This is a genomic window from Alloalcanivorax balearicus MACL04 (genome assembly GCF_025532145.1).
GTDB classification, from domain to species: Bacteria; Pseudomonadota; Gammaproteobacteria; order Pseudomonadales; family Alcanivoracaceae; genus Alloalcanivorax; species Alloalcanivorax balearicus.
In genome coordinates, this window is record NZ_ARXS01000001.1 from 12,632 (window position 1) to 27,504 (window position 14,873).

Annotated in this window: 16 protein-coding genes; 7 read left to right on the top strand and 9 right to left on the bottom strand. The window is 63.0% G+C overall.

Going from position 1 to position 14,873, the window contains the following annotated elements:
* Window positions 1–94: 94 nt before the first annotated feature.
* On the bottom strand, window positions 95–691 hold the full coding sequence (locus MA04_RS00080) for a 2-hydroxychromene-2-carboxylate isomerase (RefSeq protein WP_262459028.1): 597 nt from the start codon (window positions 689–691) through the stop codon (window positions 95–97).
* Between the two features lies 1 nt (window position 692).
* Window positions 693–1,418, bottom strand: coding sequence for an SDR family oxidoreductase (locus MA04_RS00085; protein ID WP_163127354.1), 726 nt, complete (start codon window positions 1,416–1,418; stop codon window positions 693–695).
* 175 nt (window positions 1,419–1,593) lie between these two features.
* Between MA04_RS00085 and MA04_RS00090 the strand changes: the two genes are divergently transcribed.
* Window positions 1,594–2,106, top strand: coding sequence for a winged helix-turn-helix transcriptional regulator (locus MA04_RS00090; protein ID WP_055100412.1), 513 nt, complete (start codon window positions 1,594–1,596; stop codon window positions 2,104–2,106).
* Window positions 2,107–2,387: 281 nt separating this feature from the next.
* On the opposite strand, the gene MA04_RS00095 is transcribed toward MA04_RS00090, so the two are convergent.
* Window positions 2,388–3,299 (bottom strand): LysR family transcriptional regulator, encoded by a 912-nt coding sequence (locus MA04_RS00095; protein ID WP_233917337.1) that lies wholly within the window; start codon window positions 3,297–3,299, stop codon window positions 2,388–2,390.
* 121 nt (window positions 3,300–3,420) lie between these two features.
* On the opposite strand from MA04_RS00095, the gene MA04_RS00100 reads away from it, so the two are divergent.
* The gene (locus MA04_RS00100; protein ID WP_163127353.1) at window positions 3,421–4,098 is read left to right on the top strand and encodes a histidine phosphatase family protein; all 678 of its coding nucleotides are present in this window, start codon (window positions 3,421–3,423) and stop codon (window positions 4,096–4,098) included.
* Window positions 4,099–4,276: 178 nt separating this feature from the next.
* Window positions 4,277–5,029, top strand: a complete 753-nt coding sequence (locus tag MA04_RS00105) for an SDR family oxidoreductase (protein WP_262459029.1) — start codon at window positions 4,277–4,279, stop codon at window positions 5,027–5,029.
* Between the two features lie 68 nt (window positions 5,030–5,097).
* Here the strand turns inward: MA04_RS00105 and MA04_RS00110 are convergent, their stop codons facing one another.
* Entirely contained in the window at window positions 5,098–6,357 is a 1,260-nt protein-coding gene (locus tag MA04_RS00110) for an ammonium transporter (RefSeq protein ID WP_262459030.1), read from the bottom strand.
* Between the two features lie 76 nt (window positions 6,358–6,433).
* Window positions 6,434–6,772 (bottom strand): P-II family nitrogen regulator, encoded by a 339-nt coding sequence (glnK, locus tag MA04_RS00115; RefSeq protein WP_014996495.1) that lies wholly within the window; start codon window positions 6,770–6,772, stop codon window positions 6,434–6,436.
* Window positions 6,773–7,081: 309 nt separating this feature from the next.
* Between glnK and MA04_RS00120 the strand changes: the two genes are divergently transcribed.
* Window positions 7,082–7,339 carry an accessory factor UbiK family protein gene (locus MA04_RS00120; RefSeq protein WP_080531707.1) on the top strand — a complete coding sequence of 86 codons (258 nt, stop codon included), beginning with the start codon at window positions 7,082–7,084 and terminating at the stop codon, window positions 7,337–7,339.
* Window positions 7,340–7,342: 3 nt separating this feature from the next.
* Here the strand turns inward: MA04_RS00120 and MA04_RS00125 are convergent, their stop codons facing one another.
* The gene (locus tag MA04_RS00125) at window positions 7,343–9,253 is read right to left on the bottom strand and encodes an alkyl/aryl-sulfatase (RefSeq protein ID WP_262459031.1); all 1,911 of its coding nucleotides are present in this window, start codon (window positions 9,251–9,253) and stop codon (window positions 7,343–7,345) included.
* Between the two features lie 100 nt (window positions 9,254–9,353).
* Here MA04_RS00125 and MA04_RS00130 point away from each other — a divergent pair, with 100 nt between their 5' ends.
* A complete protein-coding gene (locus MA04_RS00130; RefSeq protein ID WP_163127349.1) occupies window positions 9,354–10,253 on the top strand; it encodes a LysR family transcriptional regulator in 900 nt (299 codons plus the stop codon).
* 376 nt (window positions 10,254–10,629) lie between these two features.
* Here MA04_RS00130 and MA04_RS00135 read toward each other — a convergent pair whose 3' ends face one another.
* Entirely contained in the window at window positions 10,630–10,788 is a 159-nt protein-coding gene (locus MA04_RS00135; RefSeq protein WP_262459032.1) for a hypothetical protein, read from the bottom strand.
* Between the two features lie 29 nt (window positions 10,789–10,817).
* On the opposite strand from MA04_RS00135, the gene MA04_RS00140 reads away from it, so the two are divergent.
* Window positions 10,818–12,305 (top strand): YifB family Mg chelatase-like AAA ATPase, encoded by a 1,488-nt coding sequence (locus MA04_RS00140; RefSeq protein ID WP_262459033.1) that lies wholly within the window; start codon window positions 10,818–10,820, stop codon window positions 12,303–12,305.
* Here the strand turns inward: MA04_RS00140 and MA04_RS00145 are convergent.
* On the bottom strand, window positions 12,277–13,185 hold the full coding sequence (locus tag MA04_RS00145) for a DMT family transporter (RefSeq protein WP_262459034.1): 909 nt from the start codon (window positions 13,183–13,185) through the stop codon (window positions 12,277–12,279). The two genes, MA04_RS00140 and MA04_RS00145, sit on opposite strands and share 29 nt — an antisense overlap.
* Window positions 13,186–13,277: 92 nt before the next feature.
* Between MA04_RS00145 and MA04_RS00150 the strand changes: the two genes are divergently transcribed.
* The gene (locus MA04_RS00150) at window positions 13,278–14,069 is read left to right on the top strand and encodes an AraC family transcriptional regulator (protein ID WP_163126647.1); all 792 of its coding nucleotides are present in this window, start codon (window positions 13,278–13,280) and stop codon (window positions 14,067–14,069) included.
* A gap of 33 nt (window positions 14,070–14,102) precedes the next feature.
* Here the strand turns inward: MA04_RS00150 and MA04_RS00155 are convergent, their stop codons facing one another.
* Window positions 14,103–14,849: an SDR family NAD(P)-dependent oxidoreductase gene (locus MA04_RS00155; protein WP_163126648.1), complete on the bottom strand. Its 747-nt coding sequence runs from the start codon at window positions 14,847–14,849 to the stop codon at window positions 14,103–14,105.
* Between the last annotated feature and the right edge of the window lie 24 nt (window positions 14,850–14,873).

Consider the following 14,873-nt stretch of genomic DNA (forward strand, 5'->3'; position numbering starts at 1 on the left):
GAAAAGTGAAAAGTGAAAAGCATCAAAATCGGGCCGCCTGCTGATCCGCAAGCGGTATTTGCGGATCAGCAGGCGCTGTTTTGCTGTTAGCTATTCACTGTTCACTCTTACTTAGCCTTTCCTCGATCCAATCCAGACGGTCCTGGCCGAAGAACATTTCCTCGCCGACAAACATTGTCGGGGCGCCGAAGATGCCGCGGGACACGGCTTCTTCCGTGGTCTTTTTCAGCGCGTCCTTAACCTCCGGCTGCTGGGCCCGGGCCGCCCATTCCGCCGGATCAAGACCGGCTTCCTGGAGGGTCGCGCCAAGCACTTCCAGCTCATCCAGTTTGCGTTCCCGCAGCCACATCCCTTCGAACAGCGCGCGCAGCATGGTGTCCCATTGCGGCGTGTTCAAGGCGGCGGTGAGCAGACGCATGCAGTTCAGCGTATTCACCGGGAAATGCGGGTTCTGCTTGAGGGGCACACCATAACGCCGGGCATAGCGCTGCATATCCTTTCGGGTATACAGGCCCTTGAGCGGAACCGCCGCCGGAGAGGCGTTACCGGTGGCCTTGAATACCCCACCAAGCAACATCGGGCGGTACACCAGTTCGGCGCCATGACGTTCGGCGATTCCGGGTAATTGGGTCCAGGCCAGATAGGTGGTGGGGCTGCCCACGTCGAAGAAGAATTCCACGGTTTTGCTCATCTCAAAAGGTCTCCATCCAGGGTCTCAGATCCAGCTCATGGGTCCAGGTATCACGGGGCTGTTGATGCAGCGTCCAGTAAGCATCGGCAATGTGCTCGGGGTTGAGGATACCGTCCTGCTCCTTGAGCGCGTAACGCTGGGGAAAGTTGTCACGGATAAAGGCGGTATCGATGGCGCCATCGATGATGCTGTGCGCCACATGGATGCCCTCCGGTCCCAGCTCCCGCGCCATGCTTTGGGCCAGTGCGCGCAGCGCGAACTTGGCGCCGGCAAAAGCGGAGAAGCCTCGACCACCGCGCAGCGAAGCGGTGGCACCGGTAAAGATGATGGTCCCGCGCCCTCGGGGCACCATCACCCGCGCCGCCTCACGCCCGGCCAGGAAACCGGCGAACGCCGCCATCTCCCAGACCTTGCGATAGACCCGGGCGGTGGTGTCACGGATCGGGAAGTTGACGTTGGCGCCAATGTTGAACACCAATACCTCCAGAGGTCCCACCTCCTGTTCGATGGTATCCACCAGAGCCACCGCCTGTTCCTCATCTCGGGCATCGGAGCCAAAGGCGCGGGCCTCTCCGCCCTCCGCTTCGATCTCAGCCACCAGATCCGCCAGGGCTTCCTTCTTGCGGCGGCTGACACAGGCCACATAACCCTCGCGGGCGAAGCGCCGGGCGATGGCGCCGCCGGTGGCATCACCGGCCCCCACCACCAATATCGCGGGTTTGCTCATGGTTCTCTCCCAATTGCGCCACGGTCGGCCCACTGCACCGCGATCAACATATGCACCACGATCAACATAACGGCGCCGACTATCGACATTTAAGGTTCCAAAAAGGAACTCAATAGTCCATTCTTTTTCAGAACCTGTCAAACCCCTATACTGCGGCGTCATTAGGGAGAAACTTATGCGCTGGCAAGATCTGGATCAGGAGCCCTGCTCCATGGCCCGCACCCTGGCGGTGATCGGCGACCGCTGGACGCTGTTGATATTGCGGGATTGTTTTCTCGGTGTGCGCCGGTTCGAGCGCTTCCAGGAACGGCTGGGCGTCACCCGGCATGTGCTCAGCGACCGGCTGCGCAAGCTGGTGGCAGCCGGTGTACTGGAGAAGCGGGCTTACCAGGAACGGCCCCCGCGGGAAGAATATCGCCTCACTGCCATGGGGCTGGAACTGCACCCGGCGATCATTCACCTGGTGCAATGGGGCGACCGCTGGCTGTCCGATGACCATGGCGCCCCGCTGCAGCATATTCACCGCGGCCGCGGACACCGTTTCCAGGCTCAGCTCACCTGCGCCGATTGCGGCGAAGTGGTGGGACCGCGGGATGTCACCGTGGCGGCCAACCCGGCCCTGGCGCAACGGCTGGAACTGCCCGACGAAGGCCGGTCACCGGACACCGCCTGGCAGCAGGGTGGATGACCGGGGGACCGGGCGGAGGTCATAAAAAAGGGAGCCCGAGGCTCCCTTTTCCTGAGTGGCCACAACCCGAAATCAGCCACCCACCTGTACCGCTACGGCCCAAGCCACGACTCCCAGAATGACGATGAGCAGCACCCGTCGTCGCACCAGGGGCCAGTTGACGTGCCACATGGTCGAATCCCCCTTCATTTTTGGTCTCCCCGCGACAGCGGGGAGCTAAAAAGGTACAAGTGGGATATAGGTCACACAATACGAACAAAGGAGGAACAGTAAGCACCGCATTAAGAATGAGTGGACAACTGTTCCATAACCGCCATGACCTTCTGCCGCAACCAGCTATGGCCGGGATCGGCGCTTTGATCCCGGTGCCAGTACAGATGTAACTCCAGCCCGGGAATGTCCACCGGCAGGAACTCGGTGTGTGCCCCTTTCGGCGCCAGGCGGCGGGCCAGCAGTTCCGGCAAGGTCAGCAGCAGATCGGATCCCATCACCGTGGACAACGCGGCCTGGTGATGCTGGCAGCGTAGCCGGATGTGTCGCCGGTAGCCCAGCCGGGACAACCCGAAATCCTCCATCCCCGGGCCCTCGCGGCGGGACGACACCAGCACGTGCTGGGCGGCCAGATAGGCGGGCAGGTCGAGATTCCCGGCCAACGGATGACCTTCGCGCATCAGCACCACCAAAGGCCCCTGCATGACCTGCCGGTGCTGCACCGACTCCGGCAATGGCAGCAGGATATCGGTGGCCAGATCAAGGCGGCCGCTGGCCAGCTCCGTGGCCAATTGCCGGCGCGGCACCGTCATCGACTGCAGGCGTATGCCCGGGGCCTCGTCCACCAACGCGGAGATCAGCGGCGGTAACAGGCACCCTTCCAGACCATCCCGCAGCCCGAGCACGAAAGTACGCTCCGCCTCGCCAAGATCGAAGCCCCCTTCATGACTGAGGCAGCGCTGCAAGCCTCCCAGCGCGTGACGCACCGGCGTCACCATGGCCCGGGCCCGGCTGGTGGGCACCATGCGCGCCCCCTGCCGCACGAACAACGGATCCTCCAGACGCTCCCGCAAACGCGCCAGGGCGTGACTCACCGCCGGCTGGGTGAGGTTGAGTACCCGCGCCGCCCGGGTCAGGGACCCTTCCGTGTAGATGGCATCGAAGACCACGAACAGGTTCAGATCGAAGCGCGAAACATGCATGAGTCTTATCCGGAATTATTTCAAATATTCATTCGATTTATTGAAAACCGATACCTAGCATGAGGTCAATGGTTGCTGCGTTCGCTGGCACCGGCGCCAGCGGACTCCGGGAGAGTACGCAATGCCTGTGATTTATCTGATCCGCCACGGCCAGGCGAGCTTTGGCGCGGAGAACTATGACGCCCTGTCCGACACCGGCTGGGAACAGAGCCGGATCCTCGGCCGCCATCTGAGTGAGCAGGACCTGGGTGCCCCCCAGGCGGTATGCGGTTCGTTGCGCCGGCATCGGGAAACCGCCGAAGCGACACTGGAACAAATGGCTCTGCCGAAGGAATGGCAGACCGATCATGGTTTCGACGAGTACGACCATAAGAGCCTGCTCCATATGCACTGGCCGGAGTCCGCCGATCATCAGGCACTGTCCGCCTGGCTGGCCGAGCAGCCCAATCCCCGACGCGCCTTCCAGGCCCGCTTCGAGGAGGCCCTGCAACGCTGGCAGCGCAACGAAGACGACTACCAGGAAACCTGGCCGGCATTCCGTGAGCGGGTTCTGGCGTCGCTTTACAGCCTGGCCAATGGCCTGGAGCGCGGCGATTCCGCTTTGGTGTTCACCTCCGGCGGCGCCATCAGCGTGGCCATACAGCACCTGCTTGAACTGGCCGACGACGCCTTGATCACCTTCAATCGCGGCCTGGTCAACACCAGCGTCACTCGTCTATTGGTCAACGCCGGCCGCCTGCGCCTGGCCACGCTCAACGAACACCTGCATCTGCGCGGCGAGCTGCTTACTTATCGCTGATCCTGACGAAAGGCCCGTCGGGACTGGCGGGCCGCCCCGGTTAGCGGCACCATCCTCATTCGCTGCTCCGCAATCGCAGTGTCACTTGCAGGCGATTCGCTGCTGAAGCAGCTTCCCACAGAGGGCTACAGCGATTTCGCAAGCCACCACCGGCACATCAGGCGTATAAGGACTCCCAATGCCGCACCGTAAAACCATTCTGATTACCGGCGCCAGCTCCGGACTGGGCATGGGCATGGCACGGCGTTTCGCCGCCATGGGCCGCGACCTGGCTCTCTGCGCCCGGCGCCTGGATAAACTGGAAACCCTGAAAAACGAGCTGGAACAGGCACACCCGACCATCACCGTGGCGATCCGGCCACTGGACGTGAACGACTACGAGCAGGTCTTTGACGTATTCCGCGCCTTCAAGGCGGAGCTGGGTCAGTTGGACCGGATCATTGTCAACGCCGGCATCGGCAAGGGACAACCGCTGGGCACCGGTCACTTCCACGCCAATCGTCAGACCGCCGAGACCAACTTCGTCGCCGCCCTGGCTCAGTGCGAGGCGGCCATGGAAATCTTCCGCGAACAGAACAGCGGCCATCTGGTGGTGGTGTCTTCCATGAGTGCCTTGCGCGGCCTGCGTAAAAACATCAACACCTACTCCGCCACCAAGGCCGGCGTGGCCGCGTTGGCCGAGGGCCTGCGCATGGAGATGCTCGGCAAGCCGATCAAGGTGAGCACGATCTATCCCGGCTACATCCGCACCGACATCAATGCCCAGGTGAAAAACGCGCCGTTTATCGTCGATCTGGAAACCGGCTGCCGGCAACTAGTGGACGCGATCGAAAAAGAACCGGCCAAAGCCTACGTACCACGCTGGCCCTGGGCACCGCTGGGTTTTGCCATGAAGGTGCTGCCGTTGTCTCTGGTCAAACGGATGACATAAGACAACAGGATGGTGGTCATAAAAAAAGGGCGCCCATGGGCGCCCTTTTTCATCCGGAAGGTGATCGATCAGCTTTTGACGAACTCCGGGTAAGCTTCCATACCGCAGTCCACCAGATCCATGCCTTCGTACTCTTCTTCCTCGGTGACACGAACCCCCATCACCGCCTTGAGGATGCCCCAGACGATCAGGCTGGCCACGAACACCCAGATGAAGATGGTCAGGGCGCCAATGATCTGGCCAGAGAAGCTCACATCACCGTTGGTGACCGGCACCAGCAGCAGGCCCAGCAGACCCACCACGCCGTGCACCGAGATGGCGCCCACCGGGTCATCGATTTTCAGCTTGTCCAGGGTGACGATGCTGAACACCACCAGCACACCACCGAGCGCACCAAACAGGGTCGCCAACAGCGGTGTCGGCGTGGACGGCTCGGCGGTGATCGCCACCAGACCGGCCAGGGCACCGTTGAGCAACATGGTCAGGTCGGACTTGCCGAACAGGATACGGGCCACGATCAGGGCGGCGATGGCGCCACCGGCGGCGGCGGCGTTGGTGTTCATGAACACCACGGCCACGGAGTGCGCGTTGGCGGCGTCACCCAGTTTCAGCACGGAACCGCCGTTGAAGCCGAACCAGCCCATCCACAGGATGAAGGTCCCCAGGGTCGCCAGCGGCAGGTTGGCACCGGGAATGGCGTTGATCTGCCCGTTGGCGCCGTACTTGCCTTTACGCGGGCCGAGCAGCAGCACCCCGGCCAGAGCGGCGGCGGCGCCGGCCATGTGCACGATGCCGGAACCAGCGAAGTCGGAGAAGCCCAGGTCGCCCAGGTTGTACATACCGAAGACGTCGGCACTACCCCAGGTCCAGGACCCTTCCAGCGGGTAGATCACGCCGGTCATGACCACGGCGAACAGCAGGAACGCCCACAACTTCATTCGTTCGGCCACGGCACCGGAGACAATGGACATGGCGGTGGCCACGAACACCACCTGGAAGAAGAAGTCGGACGCGCCGGAGTAAACGGAATCACCGTCGAAGCCGTTCTCCGCGGAAGCGGACAACACGCCACCCAGATCGAAGTCGGTGATCCCTTTCAGGAAAATACCGCCGTCGTACATGATGGCGTAGCCGCAGACCATGTACATGGTGCAGGCAATGGCGAACAGCGCCACGTTCTTGGTCAGAATTTCAGTGGTGTTCTTGGCGCGTACCAGGCCCGCCTCAAGCATGGCGAAGCCCGCGGCCATCCACATCACCAGTGCGCCACAGATCACGAAATAAAAAGTGTCGATGGCGTACTGCAATTCAAAGATTTGGTTTTCCACGTTGCAACCCTCCGAGAAATAAAAACGTGTCCAAAAGCCTTGGCATGGGTCGATTCAGCACACGTTCTAAAACTTCTTAAATGGCATCCTCACCGGTTTCGCCGGTACGAATGCGAATGGCCTGCTCGAGATTGGTGACGAAGATCTTGCCGTCACCGATCTTGCCGGTGTTGGCGGCCTTGGTGACTGCTTCGATCACCTGGTCCAGGCTGCCATCGGCAATGGCCACTTCGATCTTCACCTTGGGAAGGAAGTCGACGACGTATTCCGCACCACGATAGAGCTCGGTGTGCCCCTTTTGGCGACCGAAACCCTTGACCTCGGTAACGGTGATGCCCTGAACGCCGATCTCGGACAGTGCTTCACGCACATCATCCAATTTGAACGGCTTGATAATGGCTGTAACCAGTTTCATTGCTATCTCCTCAACGCTCTTAACGCGTCCGGTAACGTCCGTTTCGTTTCAGGCCCCTCTTTGGTTCCCGATCCATCCACTTGCGCGAACGCTCTGACCCATCTTGTGCACGACCCATGCCAGTTTTAAAAAGTCACGCTTTCTCAAAGGGTTACATCGCCGACGCGGGCCACGCTCCAACTCCGCTGCGGTATAATAGTGCACCGACTTGGAGCGCGTTCCATTTTGGGGCACGGCAGTCAGTGCCGCACAACCCCGACCTGGAGTGATACCATCACGCCGACTGAACGCATAGTGGAGCCTACGGCCATGCAAAGCCAACCCTTTATCGACCGACTAATGGCCGACATTCAGCGGCGCCTGCCCGGAGATCCGGGGCAGCTGCGCGACGATGTGGAGCACAGTATAAGGGCAGTGCTGGGCGAAGCGCTGGCGCGGCTGGACCTGATCAGCCGGGAGGAATTCGATGTGCAGCAGCGGGTGCTGGAACGCACCCGCGAGAAGCTGGAAGCGCTGGAAAAGCAGGTGGCGGCGCTGGAGCGCGCCGCGCAATCAGATCAGCAATAGCGGTTACCCCAGCGTCGCCGGGGTAACGATGTTGAAGGAAGACTGGAACTGATCGAGCATGCCGAACAGAGCCGCCACCTTGGCCTGATCCCCGGCCACCGCCAGCCGACCGTCCTGCATGCACTGCGGCAATGTCAGTTTACCCAGACCGACCTGATCCAGGTCGGCCTTGCCCATGGTGACGCTGGCGTCAGCGTTATCATGACGGTGCCCTTCCAGATAGGTGAGCACGCCATTGCGCACGGTCAAGGCGAAGTCCTGGTCCAGATCCGGGAAGTGCCAATTCAGCGTCATCGGTTGTGACGCGGCCTTTTCGCTGTCCAGCCGGATCGCCAGCAAGGAAAAGAAAAACGCCGGAGTCAGCGCCCGCACCAGATCCGGCGCCTGCCCGCCCGGCACCCGCTTGACGCCCTTGCGCAGCTCCTGGGCACCGGTGAGGTAGGCGTTGCGCCAGGTGGTGTTCTCGCACTGATAACCCAGTTGCTCCAGGGTATCGGCCTGCAATTCCCGGGCGGCGGCGTTGTCCGGATCGGCGAACACCACCTGGTTGACGATCTCCGCCACCCAGCGATATTCACCGCGCTCGAACTCCGCTCTGGCTTTTTCCAATACCGCTTCGGCACCGCCCATCCATTCGATGGTACGGCGGGCGCTTGCCACCGGCGGCAGCGGATTCAGGTGCGCCGGATTGGCGTCGTAGAACCCCATGTAGCGCTGGTAAACAGCGCGCACGTTATGACTCACCGAGCCGTAATAATCACGGGCATGCCAGCGTTGCGCCAACGGTTGCGGCAGGCTCTTGATGTGCTCGGCGATGTCCATCGGCGTCAGGCCGTGGTTGAGCAGGCGCAGGGTTTCGTCGTTGAGGAAAGCGTACATATCCCGCTGATCCGCCAGGTACTCACGGATGTTGTCCGCGCCCCAGGTGGGCCAATGGTGCTGGGCGAACAGCACATCACTGCGCTCCCCGTAGCGGGCCAGGGTCTGGCCAAGATAGTAGGACCAGATGCGCGGATCACGGACCAGCGCGCCACGGATGGTGAGAATGTTGTGCATGCACTGGCAGGCGTTCTCGGCCACGCACAGTGCCCGCCATTGCGGAAAATACAGGTTCATTTCGGCCGGGGCTTCGGTGCCCGGGGTCAGTTGGAATTCGATTTCCACACCGTCAATGGTGTGGGTTTCGAACGCCTCGCTGATTTCATCGGTGGGCGCGATCAGGGTCACGGTACCCCGGGACGTGCCCTTGCCCAGACCCGCGTCCACCTGACCGCGCGGCCCCTTCGGCAGCAAGCCGCCATACATGTACTGTGCCCGGCGGCGCATGGCCGGGCCGGCGTAGACGTTTTCGCTGACGGTCTCTTCCATGAACCCTTCCGGGGCGTACACCCGCACCTTGCCGGAACGCACCTCTTCTTCGCTGATCACCCCTTTCACGCCACCGAAGTGATCCACGTGGCTATGGGTGTAAATCACCGCCACCACCGGGCGGTGCGGGCGGTGCTGGTAATACAGTTCCAGTCCCGCCTTGGCGACCTCGGCGCTGACCAGCGGATCCATGATGATCAAGCCGCTGTCGCCTTCGATGATGTTCATGTTGGAAAGATCGAAACCACGCACCTGGTAGATGCGTTCGCACACCTGGAACAGACCGGTGTGGTTATTCAGACGCGCCAGCCGCCACAGGCTGGGGTTTACCGTATCCGGCGCTTCCTCGCTTTCCTGGAAATCATAGGCGCGGAAATCCCATACCACCCGGCCATCCTCGCGACGCACCTCGTCGCCATCGAAAGTGGCGATAAAACCACGCCGGGCATTCTCGAAATCGGTTCTGTCCTCGAACGGCAGGCGATCCCGCCAACCATGATTGCAGGCGATGGTAGCGGGCTGGGCGGGCTTGGATTGATCACACATGGGATTCTCCGGGCTGGGCAGGGGTGCGCCCTGTTGTACGCCGGCGCCCGCAATGTTACAAATGCATAACATTCATTAAATCAATGCATTTATCGCATTTATGAATCTGCGCCGGCTGGAACAACTGGTGGCCCTGGCCGAGGAGCGCTCCTTCGTCAAAGCCGCGGAACGCACCCACCTGAGCCAACCCGCCCTGACCCGTGGCATCCAGAACCTGGAACACGAGCTGGGTATCCGCCTGTTCGACCGCACCTCCCAGGGCGTGGTCCCCACCGCTGCCGGCCAGCAGTTGATCAACCGTGCCCGGCGGGTGCTGTTCGAAGCCCGCGGTCTGCGCCGGGACGCCGACCTGATCCGCAATCACGAGATGGGCGAGGTCCGCTTCGGCGCCGGCTCCTACCCTTCCGCCATCCTGCTGCCGGACGTGCTCGGCACCCTGATGAGCGAATACCCGCATTTGCAGATCAAAGTGGAAGTGAACGACTGGGCCACCCTGCTGCGTAAAGTGGAAACGGAAGAGCTGGATTTCGCCGTGGTGGAACGCCGCACCGTGCCCCACGACTCCGCCCTGGAAAGCCAGCCCCTGTCGAAGGAGGCCGCCGGCTGGTATGTGCGCCGGGGGCATCCCCTGGCGGATGGAAGAGCGGTGGCCACCCGGGATCTCGGCGACTATCCGCTGGTGTCCGTGCCCTTGCCGGAAACCGCCCGCAACCGTCTGAAACGGCGGCTGGGCCAGTCCCCCGGAGAAGCCCTGGCCCTCAGCCTCGAATGCAACGACCTGGTGACCCTGCGCGAGGTGGTGACCCGTACCGATGCCGTGCTCAGCGCCACGCCCTCGGTCTGCCGCACCCAGGTGGCGGCGGGCCGGCTGGTACGGCTGAACATTCAGGACAGCCATCAGGAAGTGGAACTGGCGGTGGCGCGCCTGGCCAACCGCACCCTGTCACCGGCGGCGCACAAGGCGTTGTCACTGATCCAGGCCTGGGCGGACCAGCACTGACCCGCTCCGGGTGAACTGCCGCGTTCCGGACGACCACTGGCACAGAAAGGGGCTACGAAGCCGCCGTGGGAGCTTGCCTGCAGGCGAATGTTGGGGCCCGGAAGCCCATTCGCTTGCAGGCAAGCTCCCACAGCGGCGCTGTAGCGGCCACCGAATTTGTGTCTCCAAGGCCAGAAGGACACCATGCTTGCCGATCACCTCGAAGCGGAGCCGCGTTACGCCTTTGCGAGACCCTGCTTCACGGCGTTCCCGCAAAGGCGTAACGCGGCTCCGCTGTCCATGATGGAGGGGAAGGAGTTCCCGCCAAACCGCGAGGAAGCTTTTTTCATGGCCGCCGTCCGTGGCGGTCACCCTCCGGGCCGTCACCGACATGAGGTTAAAAATCGTTCCCGGCGATTTTTTGCGGCTTGCCGTCCATGGCCGCCGCCCTTCGGGCCGTCGCTGGCGCGACGTCAAAAATCGTTCCCGACGATTTTTTCCTACATGCGCCGGCGGCAATATCGCACTCACCGTCACCGCCCTGGCTGACAGTCATCCCGGCCCCATTGCCCTACCCTGAACCGCATGAACATTACCAGCCTGCTCAGCCGCGCCAGCCGAGGCATCGATGCCGTTCCGGTAACGGTGGAAACCCATCTGGCACCGGGATTGCCCGGTTTCACCATCGTTGGCCTGCCGGACACCGCGGTCCGCGAGAGCCGCGACCGGGTCCGCTCGGCGCTGGTCACCAGCGGCTTCGAGTTTCCGCAACGGCGCATCACCGTCAATCTGGCACCGGCGGACCTGCCCAAGGACGGCGGCCGTTTCGACTTGCCCATCGCCCTGGGCATCCTGCTGGCCAGCGGCCAGTTGGGACGGGTGGACATCAATGGCCACGAATTCATTGGCGAGCTGGCGCTGTCCGGCCGTCTCAATCCGGTGCCGGCGCTGTTGCCCGCCGCGCTGGCCTGCGCCGACGCCGGCCATACCCTGGTGGTGCCGGCGGAGAATGCCGACGAGGCGGCACTGGCTGGCGCCCGCACCCTGGCGGTGACCAGCCTCAATGATCTCTGTGCCCATCTGCGCGGCGCGGCGCCCTTGCCTTGCCACCCCGCCCCGGACATCGACCGGCAACCGGCCCCGCATCATCCCTGCCTGGCCGATGTGCGGGGTCAGATCAGCGGCAAACGCGTGCTGGAAATCGCCGCCGCCGGCGGCCATTCCCTGTTGTTGTGCGGCCCTCCGGGGGCCGGTAAAAGTCTGCTGGCGTCACGGCTGCCGGGCCTGCTGCCACCACTGGACCAGGCCCAGGCTCTGGAAGTGGCGGCCGTTTACTCGCTGCGCGCCAGCCGGCCGGCGGCGCACTTTCTGCAACGCCCCTACCGCAGCCCCCATCACACCACCTCCGCCGTCGCCCTGGTGGGCGGCGGCGGCCGCCCACGGCCGGGAGAAATTTCCCTGGCCCATCATGGCGTGCTGTTCCTTGATGAGTTGCCGGAATTCGAACGGCGCGTGCTGGAAGTCTTGCGGGAACCTCTGGAAACCGGCGAGGTGCACATCGCCCGCACCGCCCAGCAATTGACGTTCCCGGCCCGCTTTCAGCTAGTGGCGGCGATGAACCCCTGCCCTTGCGGCTATCTTGGCGATCCCGAACGCGGCTGCGGCTACCGCTGTGAAAAGGCCCGCCGCTATCAGGCGCGCCTGTCCGGACCGCTGCTGGATCGTATTGATCTGCACCTGGATCTGCCGCCGCTGCCAGCGGCGGAACTGCTGGAAGGGAAGCCCGGGGAGAGCAGTGAACGGGTACGCCAGCGCGTGATCGCCGCCCGCCAGCGGCAACAGCAACGCCAGGGCCGGCTCAACCGGGATCTGCCCACCGACACGCTGGAAGCGATACTGGCGCCGCACCGCGCCTGGTTGATCGAGACCATGGAGCGGCTTGGCCTGTCCGCCCGCGCTCTGCATCGTAGTCTGCGGGTGGCGCGCACCATTGCCGATCTGGCGGGCACGGACCGGGTGGACCGCGCCCATCTGAGCGAGGCGCTCAGCTATCGGCGGAACCAGGAAGGCTGACGCCGGCGGCGCGGCGCAACGGCCGCCGCCAGGTTTCCGCCAGGATCACGCCGGCCAGTGTCAGCCCGCCGCCGATCAGGTGCGCCCAGGTCAGCTGTTCGCGCAACAACACTGAAGCGATCACCGCGGTGAGCAGAGGCATCAGGTTGAAGAACAGGCTCATGCGGCTGGGATCGAGCCGGGCGATCCCCTGCATCCACAACAAGGGCGCCACCATCGAGGCCAGAACCCCGGCATAGATCACCAGCGGCACCGCCTCGACACTGGCGCCCCGTTGGGGTGAGAGCAACAGCAGCGGGAACAGAGCCACCAGCGCCACCAGCACCTGCAGGTACAACAGCAGCATGGCGGGCAGAGGCGGCTGCCAGCGTTTCAGCAACACGCCATAGACCGCGTAGGCGAAGGTCGCCAGCACCATCAGGGCGTCGCCCTGATTAATGCCCCGGGCAACCAGAGCGGCGAGGTCGCCGGAAGAGACCACCAGCACCACGCCACCCAGGGAGATCACCGCGCCCACCAGTGCCCCCAGGGTCAGGGGCAGACCCAGCAATGCCGAGGATAAACCCAATGCCATCAGTGGCATCAGCGACAGGATGATGCCCATGTTGGTGGCGCTGGTCATGGTGGCGGCGTAGTAGGCCAGGGTCTGGTACACCGCCATGCCCAGCAAACCGAGCACGATGATACGGGGAATCAGCGGCTTCACCTGGTGACGGAAACGCCACAGGCGCGGCGCCATCAGCGGCGTCAGCAACGCCCCCGCCAATACCCAGCGGTAAAAGCCGATTTCCGCCGGAAACAGCACGCCCACCGCCAACTTGTTGACCACGTTATTGCCGGACCAGATCAGTACCGCCGCCAACGGGAGCAAATACGCCATACCACGGGCCTCCCTTTCTCGAGGCGCCATTATGACGCTGTCTGAAATAAGCCTTATACTCTCATCCAGACAACCCACAGGGGATTTCGGACATGACAGCGCCCCATTATCTGCCACTGCCGGATTTCACCACACTGCCGTCGCCGGTGTACTTCCGTTACGACGAGTTCCCAGCCGGCAGTGAGTCGCTGGAGCACCGCCATGACTGGGGCCAGCTCAACTACACCACCCAGGGCATCATGCATTTGTGGGTGGAGGGAAAGCGGTTTCTGTCACCGCCGCAGTATGCGGTATGGATTCCGCCGGGGGCGGCCCATGGCGGCTATAATCCGAATGCCGTGATCTACCGCTCGGTGTATATCGACGTGTCCCTATGCGGGGACCTGCCGATGCAGGCCTGCACGGTGGCGATCACCGATATCCTCAAAGCCATCCTGGTGGATTTTGCCCGGCGCGGCGTGCACGAACCGGAGCACGAGAGCGACCAGAGGCTGGCGCGGGTGATGCTGGACCAGCTCAGCCTCAGTGCTCAGGGTGTCCCCTACTTCCTGCCCTACACTGATCACCCGGTGCTCAGTAGTGTCCTGGAGGCACTGCGGAACAACCCCGCGGACAATCGCACCCAGGTACAATGGGCGCGACAGGCCAACATGACCGAACGCACCCTGGCCCGCCTGTGCCACAGGGAATTGGGCATGCCGCTGGGGGAGTGGCGCCAGCGGCTGCGTTACCTGCTGGCGCTGGAGGCCCTGGAGGAGGAACACAGCGTCCATGCCATCGCCTATGATCTGGGCTACAGCAACCCGTCCGCGTTCATCGCCATGTTCCGGCGTCTGGCCGGCACCACCCCGGAGCAATACCGGCGGCAAGCAGGGTGCGGATAACAGGACACCGCGGTCGACCCACCGCGGCTTGCCTCAAAGCGTATTACACAGGTGCCCGCCGTCCACCGGAATCGCCGCGCCGCTCATGTAGGAAGAGGCGTCGGAGGCCAGCAGCAGCAACGGACCGGCCAGCTCGTCGATCTGGCCCAGGCGATGGTAGGGGATGCGCTTGATCAGCTTGCCGCCATGGGGCCCCTGGAAAAACTCCCGGTTGATGTCGGTTTCAATGTAACCCGGGCAGATGGCGTTGCAGCGAATGTTGTAGCGGGCGTAATCCAGAGCAATGGACTTGGTCAGTTGCACCACGCCGGCCTTGGACACGGTGTACGGTGACAGCAAGGCGCCCACCCGCAAGCCGAGGATGGAAGCGATATTGATGATGTTGCCTGGGCGCTCGTCCCGGCGCCATTGCTGAATGGCGAACTTGCTCACCGCCCAGACACCGTTGAGGTTAGTGTTCACCACCGCGTTCCAGTCTTCCTCGGACAGGGTGTCGGTGGCACCTTCCCGGGTGATCCCGGCGTTGTTCACCACCACATCCAGGGCTGGCATGTTCTTGAAAGCCCGCTCCACGTTGGCGTGATCGGACACGTCCATTTCCACCACCCGGGCGTCACGCCCCAGAGCGCGGACTTTTTCCGCGGTGGCTTCGAGTTTGTCCACCCGCCGTGCCGCCAGCACCAGATCGGCACCGTGCTCGGCCAGCACTTCGGCGAAACGGGCGCCAAAGCCGCTGGAAGCGCCGGTGATAAGAATGCGTTTGTTGGTGATATCGAACATGGCTGTCTCCCAAACCTGTCTATA

What these genes read in the sequence shown, in the direction of transcription:
- MA04_RS00080 (WP_262459028.1), bottom strand. Translation starts at nt 691, where the DNA reads ATGAGCAAAACCGTGGAATTCTTCTTCGACGTGGGCAGCCCCACCACC.
- MA04_RS00085 (WP_163127354.1), bottom strand. Translation starts at nt 1,418, where the DNA reads ATGAGCAAACCCGCGATATTGGTGGTGGGGGCCGGTGATGCCACCGGC.
- MA04_RS00090 (WP_055100412.1), top strand. Translation starts at nt 1,594, where the DNA reads ATGCGCTGGCAAGATCTGGATCAGGAGCCCTGCTCCATGGCCCGCACC.
- MA04_RS00095 (WP_233917337.1), bottom strand. Translation starts at nt 3,299, where the DNA reads ATGCATGTTTCGCGCTTCGATCTGAACCTGTTCGTGGTCTTCGATGCC.
- MA04_RS00100 (WP_163127353.1), top strand. Translation starts at nt 3,421, where the DNA reads ATGCCTGTGATTTATCTGATCCGCCACGGCCAGGCGAGCTTTGGCGCG.
- MA04_RS00105 (WP_262459029.1), top strand. Translation starts at nt 4,277, where the DNA reads ATGCCGCACCGTAAAACCATTCTGATTACCGGCGCCAGCTCCGGACTG.
- glnK (WP_014996495.1), bottom strand. Translation starts at nt 6,772, where the DNA reads ATGAAACTGGTTACAGCCATTATCAAGCCGTTCAAATTGGATGATGTG.
- MA04_RS00120 (WP_080531707.1), top strand. Translation starts at nt 7,082, where the DNA reads ATGCAAAGCCAACCCTTTATCGACCGACTAATGGCCGACATTCAGCGG.
- MA04_RS00125 (WP_262459031.1), bottom strand. Translation starts at nt 9,253, where the DNA reads ATGTGTGATCAATCCAAGCCCGCCCAGCCCGCTACCATCGCCTGCAAT.
- MA04_RS00130 (WP_163127349.1), top strand. Translation starts at nt 9,354, where the DNA reads ATGAATCTGCGCCGGCTGGAACAACTGGTGGCCCTGGCCGAGGAGCGC.
- MA04_RS00135 (WP_262459032.1), bottom strand. Translation starts at nt 10,788, where the DNA reads ATGACTGTCAGCCAGGGCGGTGACGGTGAGTGCGATATTGCCGCCGGC.
- MA04_RS00140 (WP_262459033.1), top strand. Translation starts at nt 10,818, where the DNA reads ATGAACATTACCAGCCTGCTCAGCCGCGCCAGCCGAGGCATCGATGCC.
- MA04_RS00145 (WP_262459034.1), bottom strand. Translation starts at nt 13,185, where the DNA reads ATGGCGTATTTGCTCCCGTTGGCGGCGGTACTGATCTGGTCCGGCAAT.
- MA04_RS00150 (WP_163126647.1), top strand. Translation starts at nt 13,278, where the DNA reads ATGACAGCGCCCCATTATCTGCCACTGCCGGATTTCACCACACTGCCG.
- MA04_RS00155 (WP_163126648.1), bottom strand. Translation starts at nt 14,849, where the DNA reads ATGTTCGATATCACCAACAAACGCATTCTTATCACCGGCGCTTCCAGC.